The 15,424-nt window shown below is 70.6% G+C and carries 13 protein-coding genes and 1 pseudogene; 5 read left to right on the top strand and 9 right to left on the bottom strand.

The window, feature by feature from the left end:
- Positions 1-9: 9 nt before the first annotated feature.
- The 3 genes from ADK57_RS15585 to ADK57_RS15575 all read right to left on the bottom strand — a co-directional run bounded on the left by ADK57_RS15585 (position 10) and on the right by ADK57_RS15575 (position 5,529).
- On the bottom strand, positions 10-888 hold the full coding sequence (locus ADK57_RS15585; RefSeq protein WP_053750053.1) for a substrate-binding domain-containing protein: 879 nt from the start codon (positions 886-888) through the stop codon (positions 10-12).
- 136 nt (positions 889-1,024) lie between these two features.
- Entirely contained in the window at positions 1,025-3,382 is a 2,358-nt protein-coding gene (locus ADK57_RS15580) for an ATP-binding SpoIIE family protein phosphatase (protein ID WP_053750052.1), read from the bottom strand.
- 122 nt (positions 3,383-3,504) lie between these two features.
- On the bottom strand, positions 3,505-5,529 hold the full coding sequence (locus ADK57_RS15575) for a GDSL-type esterase/lipase family protein (protein ID WP_063785954.1): 2,025 nt from the start codon (positions 5,527-5,529) through the stop codon (positions 3,505-3,507).
- 396 nt (positions 5,530-5,925) lie between these two features.
- On the opposite strand from ADK57_RS15575, the gene ADK57_RS15570 reads away from it, so the two are divergent.
- From ADK57_RS15570 to ADK57_RS15560, 3 genes are read left to right on the top strand one after another with little or no spacing between them, the layout of a single operon-like run.
- A complete protein-coding gene (locus tag ADK57_RS15570; RefSeq protein ID WP_234390201.1) occupies positions 5,926-7,152 on the top strand; it encodes an ice-binding family protein in 1,227 nt (408 codons plus the stop codon).
- 6 nt (positions 7,153-7,158) lie between these two features.
- The gene (locus ADK57_RS15565; RefSeq protein WP_324612194.1) at positions 7,159-7,947 is read left to right on the top strand and encodes a DUF5819 family protein; all 789 of its coding nucleotides are present in this window, start codon (positions 7,159-7,161) and stop codon (positions 7,945-7,947) included.
- Positions 7,937-9,004 (top strand): HTTM domain-containing protein, encoded by a 1,068-nt coding sequence (locus tag ADK57_RS15560; RefSeq protein ID WP_053750049.1) that lies wholly within the window; start codon positions 7,937-7,939, stop codon positions 9,002-9,004. Before ADK57_RS15565 ends, ADK57_RS15560 begins: the two co-directional genes overlap by 11 nt.
- Before the next feature lie 69 nt (positions 9,005-9,073).
- Here the strand turns inward: ADK57_RS15560 and ADK57_RS15555 are convergent, their stop codons facing one another.
- The 6 genes from ADK57_RS15555 to ADK57_RS15530 form a co-directional block, all read right to left on the bottom strand.
- Positions 9,074-9,790: a GAF and ANTAR domain-containing protein gene (locus ADK57_RS15555; RefSeq protein ID WP_053750048.1), complete on the bottom strand. Its 717-nt coding sequence runs from the start codon at positions 9,788-9,790 to the stop codon at positions 9,074-9,076.
- A gap of 155 nt (positions 9,791-9,945) precedes the next feature.
- Complete coding sequence (locus ADK57_RS15550) at positions 9,946-10,665, bottom strand: ANTAR domain-containing protein (RefSeq protein ID WP_053750130.1); 720 nt, start codon at positions 10,663-10,665, stop codon at positions 9,946-9,948.
- Positions 10,662-11,342 (bottom strand): hypothetical protein, encoded by a 681-nt coding sequence (locus ADK57_RS51145; protein WP_234390199.1) that lies wholly within the window; start codon positions 11,340-11,342, stop codon positions 10,662-10,664. Before ADK57_RS51145 ends, ADK57_RS15550 begins: the two co-directional genes overlap by 4 nt.
- Positions 11,343-11,831: 489 nt before the next feature.
- Positions 11,832-12,191, bottom strand: coding sequence for an ANTAR domain-containing protein (locus tag ADK57_RS15540; RefSeq protein ID WP_053750128.1), 360 nt, complete (start codon positions 12,189-12,191; stop codon positions 11,832-11,834).
- Positions 12,192-12,269: 78 nt separating this feature from the next.
- Positions 12,270-12,626: an ANTAR domain-containing protein gene (locus ADK57_RS15535; RefSeq protein WP_063785953.1), complete on the bottom strand. Its 357-nt coding sequence runs from the start codon at positions 12,624-12,626 to the stop codon at positions 12,270-12,272.
- A gap of 82 nt (positions 12,627-12,708) precedes the next feature.
- Positions 12,709-13,005 carry a hypothetical protein gene (locus tag ADK57_RS15530; protein ID WP_053750047.1) on the bottom strand — a complete coding sequence of 99 codons (297 nt, stop codon included), beginning with the start codon at positions 13,003-13,005 and terminating at the stop codon, positions 12,709-12,711.
- 325 nt (positions 13,006-13,330) lie between these two features.
- On the opposite strand from ADK57_RS15530, the pseudogene ADK57_RS15525 reads away from it, so the two are divergent.
- Positions 13,331-13,714 (top strand): annotated as a pseudogene (locus ADK57_RS15525) (zinc ribbon domain-containing protein); the annotation flags it as partial.
- Between the two features lie 612 nt (positions 13,715-14,326).
- Positions 14,327-15,220 carry a glycosyltransferase family 2 protein gene (locus ADK57_RS15520; RefSeq protein ID WP_107091562.1) on the top strand — a complete coding sequence of 298 codons (894 nt, stop codon included), beginning with the start codon at positions 14,327-14,329 and terminating at the stop codon, positions 15,218-15,220.
- The last annotated feature ends 204 nt before the right edge of the window (positions 15,221-15,424 follow it).

The following is a 15,424-nucleotide window of genomic DNA, read 5'->3' as shown; positions in this document are numbered from 1 at the left end:
CACTCCAGGTCAGAAGTCGGGGTCCGACGGATCGGGTGCGTCCGGCAGATCAGGGAAGTCGTCGAGATCCGGGAATTCCCGTTCGGGCTCCGAACCGGGCACCGGCCGGCAGGCCCCGGTGCTGGCCCGCAGGGAGATCAGGGGTTTCAGCAGGACGTGCCGGGGAGGTGAGCCCGGGGAGGTGAGCCGTCGAACCATCAGGTCTACGGCCACCCGGCTCATCTCCTTGGCGGGGATCTCGGCCGCGGTGAGCTGCGGGTCCACCTGCTCCGCCCAGCGGCCGGCCGCCACGCCGACGACCGAGAAGTCGCGCGGCACGGCGCGGCCGTGCCGGGTCAGCCCGCGGTACAGGCCCTCGAGGGCCGCCTCGTTCATGGTGACCAGCGAGGTGGTCGCCGGATCGTCCAGCAGGATCTGTTCCAGGACCGCTTCCCCGGCGGCGACGTCGTCGCCGCAGAGGTACGCGCGGGGGGTGAGGACCTGCTCCGCCATGGCCTTGGTGTAGCCCTCGAGTCCGAGGTGTGCGAAGCCGTACCCGCTCTGGAAGAGCTGTTCCGACCGGTTGACGAAGGCGATCCGGCGGTGGCCCCGGTCGGCCAGGTGGTACACGCAGCCGCGTGCCAGGCCCGCGAAGTCCAGATCGACCCAGCCGGTCTCCTCCGCCCTGCTGTTCCTCCCGATGGTGACGAAGGGGAAGCCGGCCTTGGCGAGGTGCTCGACCCGGTCGTCCTCCAGCCGGATCTCCATGACGATCACGCCGTCCACCCGCCCCCCTTCGATCATCCGCCGGAAGGACGGGTCACTCGCCCGGTCGGCGGGGGAGAGGAGGAGGTCGTAGTCGTACGTCGTGGCCGCCTCGGCCACGCCGCCGACGAAGGAGAGCTGCATCCCCGTGTAGTCGCGGTTGCGTCCTGCCGGCGGATAGACCAGACCGAGGGTGCGCGTGCCACCTTCCGCCGTGGCCCCTGCCCTTGCGGGCGGGGCGGTCCCGGCTGCCCTCGGATCCTCCGTCGGCCTCGTCATCTCAGCTGACCGGCAGGGGTTGTTCGGCCCAGATGGTCTTGCCGGTCGGGGTCTGGCGGGTGCCCCAGCCCTGGGTGAGCTGGGCGACCATGTGCAGCCCGCGTCCGCCCTCGTCGTAGGTACGGGCGCGGCGCAGGTGGGGTGCGGTGCTGCTGGCGTCGGAGACCTCGCAGATCAGCGTCCGGTCGCGGATCAGCCGCAGCCCGATGGGGACCTCCCCGTACCGGATGGCGTTGGTGACCAGCTCGCTCACCACCAGCTCGGTGACGAACGCCGCTTCCTCCAGCCCCCAGGCGGCCAGCTGGCGGGAGGCCTGGGCGCGGGCGTCCGCGACGATCGACGGGTCGGACGGCAGGGACCAGGCGGCGACCTGGTCGGTGTGCAGGGCGCGGGTGCGGGCGAGGAGCAGGGCCACGTCGTCGTCCGGGCTTTCGGGGAGCAGCGCTTTGAGTACGGCGTCGCAGGTGACCTCCAGCGACGGGGCGGGTGAGCCGAGCGATTCGCACAGCCGGTCGAGGCCGAGGCCGATGTCGTGGTCGCGGGACTCGATCAGGCCGTCGGTGTAGAAGGCGAGCAGGCTGCCTTCGGGCAGTTCCAGCTCGGTGGCCTCGAAGGGCAGTCCGCCGACGCCCAGCAGCGGCCCCGGGGAGAGTCGGACCACACTGACCGTGCCGTCGGGATACAGCACGGCGGGCGGCGGGTGGCCGGCGCTGGCGAGGGTGCAGACGCGGGAGACCGGGTCGTAGACGGCGTACAGGCAGGTGGCGCCGATCTCGCCGGCGGACGGCATCTCCTCGGGGATGCTCTCGTCGTCGTAGGTGAGGTGGGTGACCAGGTCGTCGAGGTGGGTGAGGAGCTCGTCCGGGGGCAGGTCGACATCGGCGAGGGTGCGCACCGCCGTGCGGAGCCGGCCCATGGTGGCGGAGGCGTGCAGGCCGTGCCCGACCACGTCGCCGACGACCAGGGCGACCCGGGTGCCGGACAGGGGAACCACGTCGAACCAGTCGCCGCCCACGCCGACCCCCGAGCCGGCCGGGAGATAGCGGTACGCCACTTCGACGGCCGCCTGTCGGGGCAGGCCGTGGGGCAGCAGGCTGCGCTGGAGGGTGAGGGCGTTGGTGTGCTCCTGGGTGTAGCGGCGCGCGTTGTCGATGCCGACGGCCGCCCTGCCCGCGAGTTCCTCGGCGAGGACCAGGTCGTCCTGCTCGAAGGGCTCCGAGGAACTGCCCCGGGCGAAGACCGCCACACCGAGCGTGATCCCGCGGGCCCGCAGCGGGACCGCCATGATCGAGTGGAATCCGTACGCCCGCACGCTGGCGCTTCTGGCCTCGTGCCGGGCGATCCACTGGACGAAGTCGGGGTCGTCCGTCCCGCTGAGCAGGGGTCGGCCGGTGGCCAGGCAGCGGGCGGGAGGCGAGAACGCGGGGTAGGTGTCGACGTGGCCGAGGCGCACGGCGGCCTCGGGCACGCCCTCGGCGGCGGACTGGTGGGCGATCCGGCGCAGCACCACGGCCGCGTCGACGGGGCCCGGCACCGGCTCCTCCCCGCGCGTCACGGAGTCGAGCAGGTCCACGCTGACGAAGTCGGCCAGCCGGGGCACGGCCAGGTCGGCGAGTTCCTGGGCGGTGCGCTCCACGTCCAGGGTGGTGCCGATACAGGCACCCGCCTCGTTCAGCAAAGCCAGGCGCTGCCGGGCCCAGTGCTGCTCGCTGCTGTTGAACGCCGCGGTGCCGACCCCGCACACCCGGCCGGTGGAGGGGTCCGTGACGGGCCACAACTCGATGATCCAGGCGTGCTGCCGGGACGAGGAAGGTCCCGGTGCGAAGCGCTCGTAGCGCATCGGCTTCGCGTCCTCGGCCACCTGGTGGACGAGCCGCAGAAACCCCTCGTCGGCGCCCTCCGCGTCGAGGACGACCGGGTACGGCGACCCTGTTTCCGCCGACGCCACCGTGTTGGGCCGCCAGCGGCGCGACCCCGTGGTGAATGTGGACATGGCAACGGAGGACTGGGTGGACGCCCACTCCACCATCCTCCGGTCGTATCCCGGCTCGGCCGTGTCCGCGGTGGCGGTCACGACGAATCCCTGGGCCTTGCCGTCGCCGTCCAGTGAGGGGTAGGAGTGCAGGGCCAGATCGACGCGACGACCGTCCTGGTGACGGAAGGCCGCCGTGCCGCTCCATTCCTGCGAGTCGACGAGGGTGACCCCGGCCGGGCGGGAGCCTTCCACGGCGAGCAGCTCGGCCGCGGCGTGGCCCACGACGTCCGAGGCGCGGTAGCCCAGCAGCCGCCGGGCCCCCTCGCTCCAGCCCGTGACGGTGCCTCGGGGGCTGATGGTGGCCGTGGCGGCTCTGGTGTCCATCCGTGCTCAATTCACGCCGGGCGTGTCACTCATAGTCCTCAGCGTGCCCGCCGCACCAGAAACGGACAAGTCGGACTTGGTCGACCGGGTTGCACCGCCTCCGGACGTCCGCCCGGCGTCCCTCAGGCCCCGATCCTGGCGGCGATGACCGGTGCGAGGCGGTCGGCGATGACGCGGTGGCCCTGGTCGTTGGGGTGCACCGAGTCGGTGAGGTCGCCGGAGCCCAGCCAGCCCGTGGTGTCGACGAAGGAGACCCGCGAGTCGCCGCCCTGGACCGCCGCGCCGACGGCGGCTTGCGTCTGCGGGACGTACCGTCCGCGGAAGGTCTCCAGCGCGAAGATCCAGGCCTGCGGGTAGGCGGCGCGGACCTTGCGCAGCAGGCTGGTGTAGGCCGCCTGGAACTGCGTCGAGCTCACCCCGTGCCCGACGTCGTTGGTGCCGAGGTTGATGACGACCGCGTCGGCCCGGTAGCGGGAGAGGTCCCAGTCGGGTGTGGTGGCATTCGGGTTGAGCTTGGTGAACTGCTGCTCCAGGCCCACGCACCCGTCTGCCGCGGCCACGAGGCAGGCGCCTCCCTGGGCGATCTGTGTGTGCTCGGTGCCCAGCCGTTCCCCGATCAGCCAGCCGTAGGCGGTACGGGCGTTCTGCGAGGTCGTCGTGCCCACGGTGATCGAGTCGCCGACGAACTCGATCAGCTTGCCCGGGGCGGCCGGCGCGAAGGTCGTCGCGCCGCTGTCGAGGACGAGCCCCTGGAAGACGGCGTCACCGCGGTAGGAACCCGCGACCACCTGGTAGTTGACCTGGAGGGTGTGCCGGCCGGCGGGCAGCGCGGCCGGGGTCAGGTTCACCGTCCCCTTGACGTCGTCGTAGAACTTCACGGGCCCGTCGTCGATGCGCGCCCAGAAGTCGATCGTGTTCCGCTGCTTGAGCCGGACGGTCGTGCCGGTGAAACCGACGCGGTAGTACGCGCCGGCCCAGTAGGGCGTGTAGGCGGTGGCGGAACTGGTGGTGTCCCAGCGCCCGACGAACTTGATGTTCGGGTCGCCGGGCTGGCCGGGTGCCGCCGCCCTGGCGGACAGGGTCGTGGCGCCGCTGATGACGGGGGCCAGGCGGTTCGCGAACTTGGTGTGGCCCGCTTCGTTGGGGTGCCCGTTGCCGTCCTCGTAGTCGGTGCCGTCGGTGAGCCAGCCCGTCGTGTCGACGTAGCGGACCTTGGCGTCACCGGCGCTGTTGCGGGCGCTGACGGCGGCCTTCGTCTCGGTGACGTAGCGCTTCTTGAGGGTCTGCACCGCGAAGAGGACCGCGTTCGGGTACTTGGCGCGGATGTCGCGCAGGAACGCGGTGTACGCCGACTGGAACGCGGCGCCGGTCACGCCGTGCCCGATGTCGTTGGTGCCGAGGTTGATGACGACCGCGCTCGCCTGGTAGCGGGAGAAGTCCCAGTCCGTACCGCCGGTGCTGGCCAGTCTGAAGAACTGGCTGCTCAGACCGGTGCAGCCGGACTGGGCTACGAGGCAGTACCCGGAGCGGGCGACCTGGGTGTGCCGCATCCCCAGTTGTTCGCCGGTCTTCCAGGCGTACGAGTCGAGCGCCAGCCGGTCGGTGAGGGCGCCGGCGGTGATGGAGTCGCCGACGAACTCGATCAGCCCGGCCGATGCGGCCGGAGCGACCGTGCGGGCACCGGAGTCCAGGACCAGGCCCTGGAAGGCGGTGTCTCCGGAGCGGTAGTTGATCCGCAGGGTGTGGGTGCCCGACGACAGGGGCTGGGGAGTCAGGTTCACCGTGCCGCGTACGCCCGCGTAGAAGACGTCGGGCTTGCCGTCGACGCTCGCGTAGAAGTTAACCGCGTCTCTGGTCTTCACCTTCACCGTGGTGCCGGTGAAGGACGTCTGCACGTACGCGCCCGTCCAGTTGGCCACGGCCGTCGTGCCCGAGCCGGTGTCCCAGCGGCCGACGTAGGCGATGTTGGGGTCGGACACCGAGCCGTCGCCCGGCGCGGCGTGGGCTCGGGGGGCGCCGGTCAAGGAGAGCAGACAGGCGATGAGTACGGCCGTGAGAGCGGCCGCCAGTCCTCGTCCGGCCTTGCGGAGTCCGGCCGGGTGGGGTCCGGCCGGGTCGGGTCCTGCCGGGTGGGGGGAGGTCTGCATGGGGTTCCTCTCGCACCGGGTGGGGGGATTGCCCGCGTGATTATGGGAGCGCTCCCATGAAGCCATCATGCCAAGTACACGTCAAGACGTCGCGCACGCTTCGTCGCGTGAACGGCCGGTGTGAGGTCCTGGGTGGTCAGCCGCCGCCATTCGGCCCATTAAGTATTTCTATGTTATTCGCAATGCGTTAGTCGATTTCAGGGACAACGCTCGAATGAACCGTAATTTGATTTCTTGTCTGCGTAATATGCCCGCGACAGAAGCAGGCGATTCTGTGCGACCAGGAATCACCGAATAGTCGCCTTTCTCACAGGAGTTGGCCCCTCGATGACGCTGAATATTCCTGAGGCGCCTCTACGGCGTCCGATGTCGGTCTGGATTGCGGCGGTGACGGCTGTGGTGATCGCCGCCGTCATCCTCGCGTTGACGCCGACGCGCGCAAATGCCGTTGCGACTCCTGTCCCTCTGGGTACGGCGGCCAGCTTCGGAGTGCTGGCTGGTGCGACGGTCACCAACACCGGTCCCACGGTCGTCAACGGCCGCAACGTCGGCGTGAGTCCCGGGTCGGCCATCACCGGGTTCTTCGCGTCCGACGGAGGGCCCGGCATCGTGACTCCCCCCGGGACTCTGCACGCTGCCGATGGTGTCGCCGCCCTGGCCAAGAACCACCTGACCACCGGGTACAACCAGGCTGCCGGACAGGTTCCGCCGAACGCGGTGTACAACGACGCTCCCCACGAGTTCGGTGGTCAGACGCTGACGCCAGGCATCTACAAGGCGAACAGCTCCGCTGCCATCACCGGCACACTCACCCTGGACGCCTTGGGCAACCCCAATGCCGTCTGGGTGTTCCAGATCGGTTCGGCGCTGACGACGGCATCCAACAGCACGGTGAGCTTCGTCAACGGCGCCTCGCCGTGCAATGTGTTCTGGCAGGTGGGCAGCTCGGCCGTGCTCGGTACCGAATCCGAGTTCGGGGGCACCATCCTGGCCCACACCTCGATCACCGCCAACACGGACGCGTCCATCAACGGCCGGTTGCTGGCCGATGCGGGCGGTACCGGTCTCGGCGCCGTGACGCTGGACACCAACAACATCTTCCTGGGGCCGTGCGCGGACGGGACCACCGGCGGCACGACGACGGTGGGCGGCGTCATCAGCGGTGGGGTTCTCGGTGGCGTCCTGACCGGCGGCACGACGGTGGGCGGTGTCATCGGTGGGGTTCTCGGTGGCGTCCTGTCCGGCGGCACCTCAGGAGGAACCGATGGCGGCACCTCAGGAGGAACCGACGGCGGCACCTCAGGAGGAACCCCGGGTGGCGCCTCGGGAGGAACCCTGGGCGGCGGCGCCGCGGGTGGCGTGATCGGTGGACCCGGCGGCCACCATGGCGAGAAGCCGGGCCGCCACCACGGTGAGAAGCCCGGTGGCCACGAGCATGGTGAGAAGCCCGGTGGCCACGAGCATGGTGAGAAGCCCGGTGGCCACGAGGGGAAGCCCGGTGGCCACGAGGGGAAGCCCGGTGGCCACGAGGGGAAGCCGGGCAAGCCCGGCAAGCCCGAGAAGCCCGGGAAGCCCGATGGCTATGGCAGCGTTCGCGAAAGCCACGACAAGAAGTCTGCCTAGCTCCATTTGAGCGAGCAGGACGACCGGCGCGCGGCGGATCGTTTGTCGATTCCGTCGCGCGCCGTTGGCGAAATCGCAGGAGAAGCGATGAGAGAAGCCAGCGCCGGCGTCGAGCCGACAGAACAGCGAGACCGGGGTGAAAAACCCCCTGCGTACCAACGGCAGCCCGCCGAGCCTTCGCGCGTTCTCCTGAGAGCGGGAACGAGTGTCACCGTGATCCTGTGCCTCGCGACGGCCCTGGTGCATGTTCTCCTCGTGTTTTTGCACGTGGCACCACCGAACCCCCTCTCCCGGCAATACAGTCGGCAGGTCAATGCGTGGGTCTTTCCGCTGTTCGAGCAGAACTGGCGGCTCTTCGCGCCGGATCCCGAGTCGGTCAACCGGCAGATTTCGGCGAGGACCATGCACACCGCCCCGGACGGCAGCGTGCGGGTGAGTGGCTGGTTCGACCTGACCGCCGTCGACAACTCGGCGGTGGAGCACAACGCCTTCCCGAGCCATACGACACAGAACATGCTGCGGCGGGCCTGGAGTTCGTACCTCGAGACCCACGGCGGCGACGACCGGCCGGGCTCGCAGCGGGCGCTGATGATCCAGCAGTACCTGGCCAACATCGCGGCGGACCGCATCTCCGGCCGACGAGGCGGAAGCTTCGAGTCCGTCCAGCTGCGCGTGATCACGGTGCCCATCGCCGCGCCGGCCGAGGTCGGCGGGACAGGCCAGGCCGCCGCCGCATCGAAGCCTGCCGAAACGCGGTACCTGCCCTGGTGGAAGGTGACCTCCCATGGAAACTGAGCAGACGCGCGCACCGCGCCGGATCGGTGAGTTTCTCACCGTCCTGACGGAGCGGCCGGTGTCCCTCTACGCCGCGGCGGTCCTGCGCATCGGGTACGGACTCCTCTACCTGGTCTTCCTGTTGCGCGAGTTTCCGCACCGCGACGAGATCTGGGGCCCCGGGTCGCCGTGGACGCCCGAGCTGGCGAGGCAGCTGTTCGACCAGACGGGGTGGGCCAGCATCCTCACGCTGTCCGACAGCCGGGCGTACTTCGAGGTCTGTTACGCGCTGGCCCTCGTCACGTCCGCGCTGTTCATGCTGGGCTGGCGGACCAGAGCGGTGTCCGTGCTGTTCGCTGTCATGGTGGCCTCGTTCCACGCCAGAGCGATCTTCATGACCGACGGAGGAGACAACCTCATCCTCCTCATGGCCATGTACCTCGTCTTCACCACGTGCGGCAGGCGCTGGTCCCTGGATGCGCGCAGAAACCGCCTTCGGGCCTTCGCGGGCACGGCGCCGCGTACGCCGGTGGCTCAGGGAGCAGAGGAACTCCGCCGGTTCCGCCGGACGTTGACGGCGGTACTGCACAACTGCGCCATGTTCGTCATCGCGGCCCAGGTCTGCTTCCTCTACGGATCCGCGGGTCTCTACAAGGTGCAGGGCGGCTCCTGGGGCAACGGGACCGCTCTCCACTACGTCCTGAACCTCGACCTGTTCCGGCCATGGCCCGAGCTCTCCCTCATCGTGGACGAGCACGACGTACTGATCAGCATCGCCTGCTACCTCACGGTGCTGTTGCAGGTCGCCTTCCCGTTCGTCCTGTTCGGACGGCTCAAGTACCCGGTCCTGACCATGCTGCTGAGCATGCACCTGGGCATCGCCGTCCTCATGGGACTGCCCCTCTTCTCCGGCGCGATGATCATCGCGGACGCCGTGTTCCTGCCGGACCGCTTCTACCTGTCGCCGGGACGGCTGTGGCGCCGCACGAGCCGGCGGACGGATCTCGGCGAGGCGGGCGATCCGCCCCGCGGAGAGCCGGTACTGGTGCCGTCGCAGCCCGCGCAGTCCTGCCGGTGAGGGACAGGGCCAGGGACAGGGGCCGGGGCCGGGGCAGGGTCAGGGTCAGGGGCATGGGCATGGGCCGGGTCAGGCGTTCAGGCCGGGAAGAGGTTCCGCGCCGTCGATGAAGGCGCGGGCCAGGTCGGACAGGCGGCGGTTGTGCGCGCGGGCGTAGGCGCGCAGCGCGGTGAAGGCCTGTTCCATGTCGATGCCCTGGCGTTCGGCGAGTTTGCCCTTGGCCTGTTCGATCAGTACACGGCTGTTCAGCGCGTTCTGCAGCTGTTCGTTGAGGACCGTGTGGCGTTCTGTGGTGCGTTGTTGCAGGAGGCTGATGGTGGCGACGTCGGCCAGGGCCTGGGCCAGGGGTGTGGAGGCCGGGTCGAAGGGGCCGGGGGCGGCGCGGAAGAGGTTGAGGGCGCCGACGACCTCGTCCCGCAGCCGCATCGGCAGGGCCTGGACCGCCCCGAAGCCGCTGCGCCCGGCCTGTACGGCGAAGCGCGGCCAGCGGGCGGTCTCCCTGCTGAGGTCGGCGACGGCCACGGGCGCGCCGGTGCGGAAGCAGTCGAGACAGGGACCTTCGTCGTTCTGGAGCTGGAAGAGCTCCAGCAGACGTACCTGTTCGTCCGAGGCGGCCATCACGCGAAGTTCGCCGTTCCGGTCGGCGAGCAGCACCCCGGCGGCGTTCGCGCCGAGCAGGCCGACGCAGCGGTCGGTCAGCAGGCGCAGGAAGTCGATCAGATCGAAGTCGGCGACCAGGTTGTCCGCCAGCTCGACGAAGGTCTTGGCCAGGAGCTGCTGATTCATGGTGGGCACCCTCTGTTGGGAACGTTCTTGCCGGGACGGGAAGGGACGGGGCGGGACGGGAAGGGACAGGAAGGGACGGGACGGGCGGGAAGTGCGGCGCACCGCATTCCCGGCATGACTTGCGCGCACCGCGTTCCCGGAACGACCGAGGGCGTTCAAGTACCGGGGGAGAGGCGGATACGGCGGGACACCAGGTCGGCGGCCACGTCGGCGAGCCGGCGTTCGTGGGCGTAGGCATGGGCGCGCAGCCGGACGAAGGCTTCCTCGATGCCGACGCCGAGCTGGACGGTGAGCATGCCGGTGGCCTGGTCGATCTCCGCCCGGTACGCGCCCAGATCCTCGGCGGGGCCACCGCCCGGCCCGCCCGCCTCGTCGATCCGCGCGTCGAGCAGCACCAGAGTGGCGAGATCGGCGAGCGCCAGCGCGTCGGCCAGCTCCTCGGCGTTCAACCGCACCGGAACGTGGGCGTACAGGTCCAGGACTCCGGGGCTGATCGCCCCCACCTGCAGCGGGAGCGCGAAGACCGCGCGGGCTCCGGCCTCCAGGGCGGCGTCGACGAACACGGGCCAGCGGTCCTGCCGTTCACCCCTTCGCAGATCGGGTGTCAGGACGGCCGAGCCGTGGGCGAAGGCGTCCACGCAGGGGCCCTCGCCCAGCGTGAGCTGCAGCTCCTCCAGCTGTTCGCTGACGTCGTCGGTGCTGCACAGCGGATGGCTCGGTGCGGCCCCTGACATCGCCGACAGCCCGGCCCCGCCGACCGGCAGCGCGACCACGGCCGCGGTGCACACGTCCACCACACCGACGCGGGCACCGCGTACGGCCGCCTGTTCCGCGACCAGCAGCTGGATACGGGCCGCACGGCTGCCGGGCCTCACCCGGACCACCGCGTCCGGACGTGGCGGGCGAGTCCGGCCGGCCGCTCGACCGCCCGTTCCCCGTGCGGAAGGACCAGCACACGGAACAAGGTGGGGCTCGCCGGCCGCCAGATGTCTCCGGCGTCCAGCCATCCCCAGGAGTGGAGCGCGGCCAGGGTCGTGACATCGGCCTGGTCCACCGACGTCACGCCGAGCGAGGCCCGGTGGTCGGTCAGCAGCCGCTGCTGCAGCCGACGGGCCAGGGCCCGGTCCCGTGGGGGCGGCCGGACCAGGATGCCGGTGAACGCGAAAACGCCGCCGGGCCGGGCGAGTTGCCCGTCACCGCGGGGCGGCGCACTGTCGAACCCGAGCCACCAGGAGCCGTCTCGGCGTACCGGGAATCCGTGGGCGCAGCCCACCGGGCAGTCCGTCTCCGCGATCACCATGGCGAAACCGGGTCGACGCAGGTCCGCGGCGAGAGGGTCCAGGAAGTCCTCGCGGCAGCGACGGCGGTACTCCTCGCCGGGCGGTTCCTCCCGGGACGCCGTCGTACGGGAGTCCACGTACAGATCCGCCAAGTCCTCCCGCAGCCCCTCCACCTGTCGGCGGTTCACCCGGCGCAACCGCACCGCGCCCTCGGCGTACGACCCACCGCCGCCGGGTGTTCGGGCCGGCCCGCGTGGGGGCAGGGTCGTCACCGCACACCTCCGCGGGCCGCGGACGTGATCAGTGCCCGCTTCTTCCTGTCGTGCCGGTGGACGTTCGACTTCGGTAGGGACATGACGCCTCGGTTCAGGAGACCGTCCGGACAGCAGGGCAGTGGTGGTGCCGGGCTCCCGGCCCCTCTTGGCCGCGCTTCCGGTGCGGTCGGGCGTACGTTCGGCGGAGGGGGGAGGCGAAGCAGTGGCCGGTACGGCGATTTCTGCGCCGGACCTGAAACGGCCGGGTTCCCTCCCGGGCGATGCACCGGGCGATGGGACCAAGGCCCGTTCGCCACTGTCATCGTGCTGAGCAACGAGCCGCCGGGGTCTGGGACGCTGCCCCGAGCATAGCCAGGGAAATGGCGGGCCGGGGTTTGGGATGAACGGGGCGGGCAACCCAGGAGACGTCCGGCAGCCGGCCCGGGCACGAGGCACCGGAGAGTTGAGCTCACAGCTCCCGGTGCCGCCCGCACAGTGCGCACGCCGTCATCTGCGGTCCGGCGTGTGAAGGCGCTGCAGCGCTCGGCGCAGCTCCTGCCGGATCTGCTCCGGGAGCGCCTCGTCCTTCGTCGTGGCGACCAGGGCGGCAGCCACGTACCGGAGCTTGACGTTGCAGTGCTGCGACACGTCCACCAGCAGGTCCCAGGCATGCTCGCCGGAACACGGCCCCAGGGCCATCACCATCCCGCGCGCCTGGTCGATCACCGCGCGGCTCTCCAGCGCCCGGCCCAACTGCGCGTTCCTGGAACGCAGTTCGACGACCTCGGCCGCCAATGCCGCATCCCTCGCCGTGGCCACGGCCCGTACCATCCGCTGTTCCTCACGAGACGTGGTCTCCTGGCTCATGCGCATACCTCACAACGTGGTGCTCGTGTCCATGGGAGTCAGCGGCGTGTCAGTCGAAGCAGATGGGCGGCTTCCCTCTCACCGGTATGCCGCGTGATGCCGTCGCAGCGCACGCCGCATCGCCCGTTGTACGTCGTCCGGGAGAGGCACGCCCTCCCAGGCTGAGACCAGGACCGCGGACAGGCCCGCCAGTGTCATGCCGCACTGCCGCGATGCGTCCACCAGCAGGTGCCTGGCCGGTCCACGGTGGCAGGGGGTCAGGACCATCACCATGCCGCGGGCCTGGTCGATGACCGCACGGCGGGCCAGTGCCCGCCGCAGCTGATCGTTCTCGGCGCGCAGCGCGACGACCTCCCGCGCGGCAGGCGCGTTCCCCCATGAGGCCTCGGCTGTCAGAGTCCAACGCTCTTTCTGGATCACTTCCGTGCGCTGCATGACATGTACCCCTCCTTGAGGTCGATGCGTCCGGCCGGGCCGAAGCCGTTCCGGAACCGCCGGCCACCAGGCCACTCCTCGGTCACCGGCGGTCCTGGCGGTCCTGGCGGTCGTGTCGGTCCTGGCGGTCGTGTCGGTCCTCGCGGTCCCAGCGGGCCCGGTGCTGGCGGATGTAGCGACGGTCCCAGCGGTCCTGACGCTCCCTGCGGTCCCGGTACTCCCGGTACTCCCCCGAACCGGAATCACCCCCGATGCCCCGGCCGCCCCCACGGGACCGGCCGATGACGACGACCAACACGGCCGCGATCAACCACCAGACGGGATGGAGGAAGCCGAAGCCGAACAGGACCAGAACGAGGACGAGAAGCAGAACGAACACGGCGGGCCTCCCCGGAGCGAAATTGCGGCATGAATGCCGGATGCCGGGGACTGGGGCCTCAACGCGCAGCGTAGTCCTGTCCGCAGGGCACGGACAGCGTCCGAGGTCGCTACGTGCCATCCGGAGGGACGACCGCTCGGGATGGCCGCTTGTCACCTGTCGGGGAATCGGAGCGAGGACTAGCGTGCGTCGTGCCGCCCCTGCCCCCGGCAGCGTCGCACCGCCATCGCGCTCCTCAGGGGGCGCAGCGCGCGCATCGGTACGGAAATCCGCCGCGTCACGGGCTCGGCCGCTCCGGCACCGCCCGCACGATGCGGGCGCGGCACCGAAGAAGGTGGTCCGCGACCACGACACCGTCGCCGTCGAGGACTTCCGCCCCAAGTTCCTGGCCAGGACGACCATGGCCCGCAAGGCCGCCGACGCCGCCATCGGCGCCACCAGGGCCGCCCTGATCGAGATGGGCCGCAAACACGGGCGGGACATCCGCCTCGTACACCCCGCGCACACCACGATGGACTGCGCGCACTGCGATGCGAGAGCCAAGCATCGTCTGCCGCTGGGTGAGCGCACCTACACCTGCACCGCGTGCGGAACCGCGTCCCCACGGGACAAGAACTCCGCCCGCGTCATGCTCGTCCGGGCAGGTCTCAACCCGGCTGGCGCCGATGGCGGAAGACCTCCTGGAGCGCTGCTCCAGGAGGCGGCCTGAGCCAGGAATCCCCTCCCCTTCAGGGAGGGGAGGATTCAATCCGGGCGGTACTCATGTACGTACGCGCTGATCGTTCCGGCTGCGGCCCCCTTCGTCCTGCTCGCCACCTTGATGGGCCTGTCGTGGTGGGAGGACCGTCTCCTGCCGACGGCCGATCAGGCCGATCAGGTCGCGCCGACCGAGCAGGTCGAAGCTCCCCCCGAGGCTCCGTTCACCCTGGCGGGGGACGTCACCGGGCGCTGACCTGCCGCAGGGTGCAGTGCTCCCCGCGAACCGGCGAACCGGCGAACCGGCGAACCGGCGAACCGGCGACTCGGCGGCCCGGCGGCCCCGCGGCCCGGCGACGACCTGGATCCCGGTCGGAGATCGAGAGCGTGGTCGATTCGACGTCCGGGACATGTGTGAACCGTGGCGACCGCGGTACTCGGACTGCGGGTCGGCACACTCTCACGTGCAGCCGCCCGGAAGGGCGACTCCGGTGCTTCTGCGCCGGAGTCGTTGTCACAGCCGCTGCCGGTGAATGGCCCCGGCTCCGCGGGCGTACTGAGAAAGTCCTTACCGTGAACGGCTAGCATCGCGAGCGCGATGGTCGGCCGGGATTGGGGTGAGGGCGTGCGGGAACCGAGGATCGGTGTCGCTGTGGTGACCATGGGGAACCGGCCTGCGGAAGTCGACGCGCTGCTGGAGTCCGTGGCCAAGCAGGATCTTGCCCCTCAGCGCATCGTGATCGTCGGCAACGGCTGCCGGCTGCCCGAGTTCGCCGCGCGGCTGTCCCTGCCCGGCGAGGTCACCACCATCGATGTCGAGGAGAACCTCGGCTGCCCCGGTGGGCGGAACGTGGCGCTGGCCCGGCTGCGGGAATTCGGGGACATCGATGTCGTCGTCGAGCTGGACGACGACGGGCTCCTCGTCGACGCCGATGTGCTGCGCCGGGTGGCGGACCTGTTCGTCGCCGACCCGCGCCTCGGCATCGTCGGGTTCCGCATCGCCGACGAGCACGGCGAGACCCAGCAGCGGCACGTCCCCCGTGTCGGCTCCGCCGATCCGATGCGGGGCGGGTACGTCACCGGGTTCCTCGGCGGCGGGCACGCCTTCCGCATGACGATGCTCGGCGAGATCGGGGACTGGCCCGCCGAGTTCTTCTTCGCCCACGAGGAGACCGACCTGGCCTGGCGGGCCGCCGACGGCGGCTGGCGGATCCTGTACGCGCCCGAGCTGCTGCTCCAGCACCCGAAGACCTCGCCCGCCCGGCACGCCATCTACTACCGGGTGAACGCCCGGAACCGGGTCTGGCTGGTCCGCCGCCGGCTCCCGCTCGCGCTGATTCCCGTGCATCTGGGCGTGTGGACGCTGCTCACGCTGCTGCGGGTGCGGTCGGCGGCCGGATTGCGCGCGTGGTTCGGCGGATTCGTGGAGGGTGTACGACAGCCTGCCGGTGAGCGGCGCCCGATGCGCTGGCGGACCGTCTGGCGGCTCAGCCGGCTGGGCCGGCCGCCGGTCATCTGACGCCGGCCGGATCTCGTACGGCCGACCGGACGCCGCACGGACGAGGGTCCCGGCCGTTCACCTCCGACGACCGGGACCCTCGTCCGTACGCGGATCCGGCCGCGACGGCGACACTCCCCCGAGTTGCGCGTCGTACGCGCGCACCCTCGGGCCAGATCCGATGCAACGATCACATCAGGCCACACCAACGGATCGCTAACATGG

It is taken from the genome of Streptomyces sp. MMG1533, assembly GCF_001279775.1.
In the GTDB taxonomy this organism is placed as follows: Bacteria; Actinomycetota; Actinomycetes; order Streptomycetales; family Streptomycetaceae; genus Streptomyces.
The sequence above is the reverse complement of the archived record's forward strand: the minus strand, read 5'-3'. Positions and strand labels throughout refer to the sequence as shown.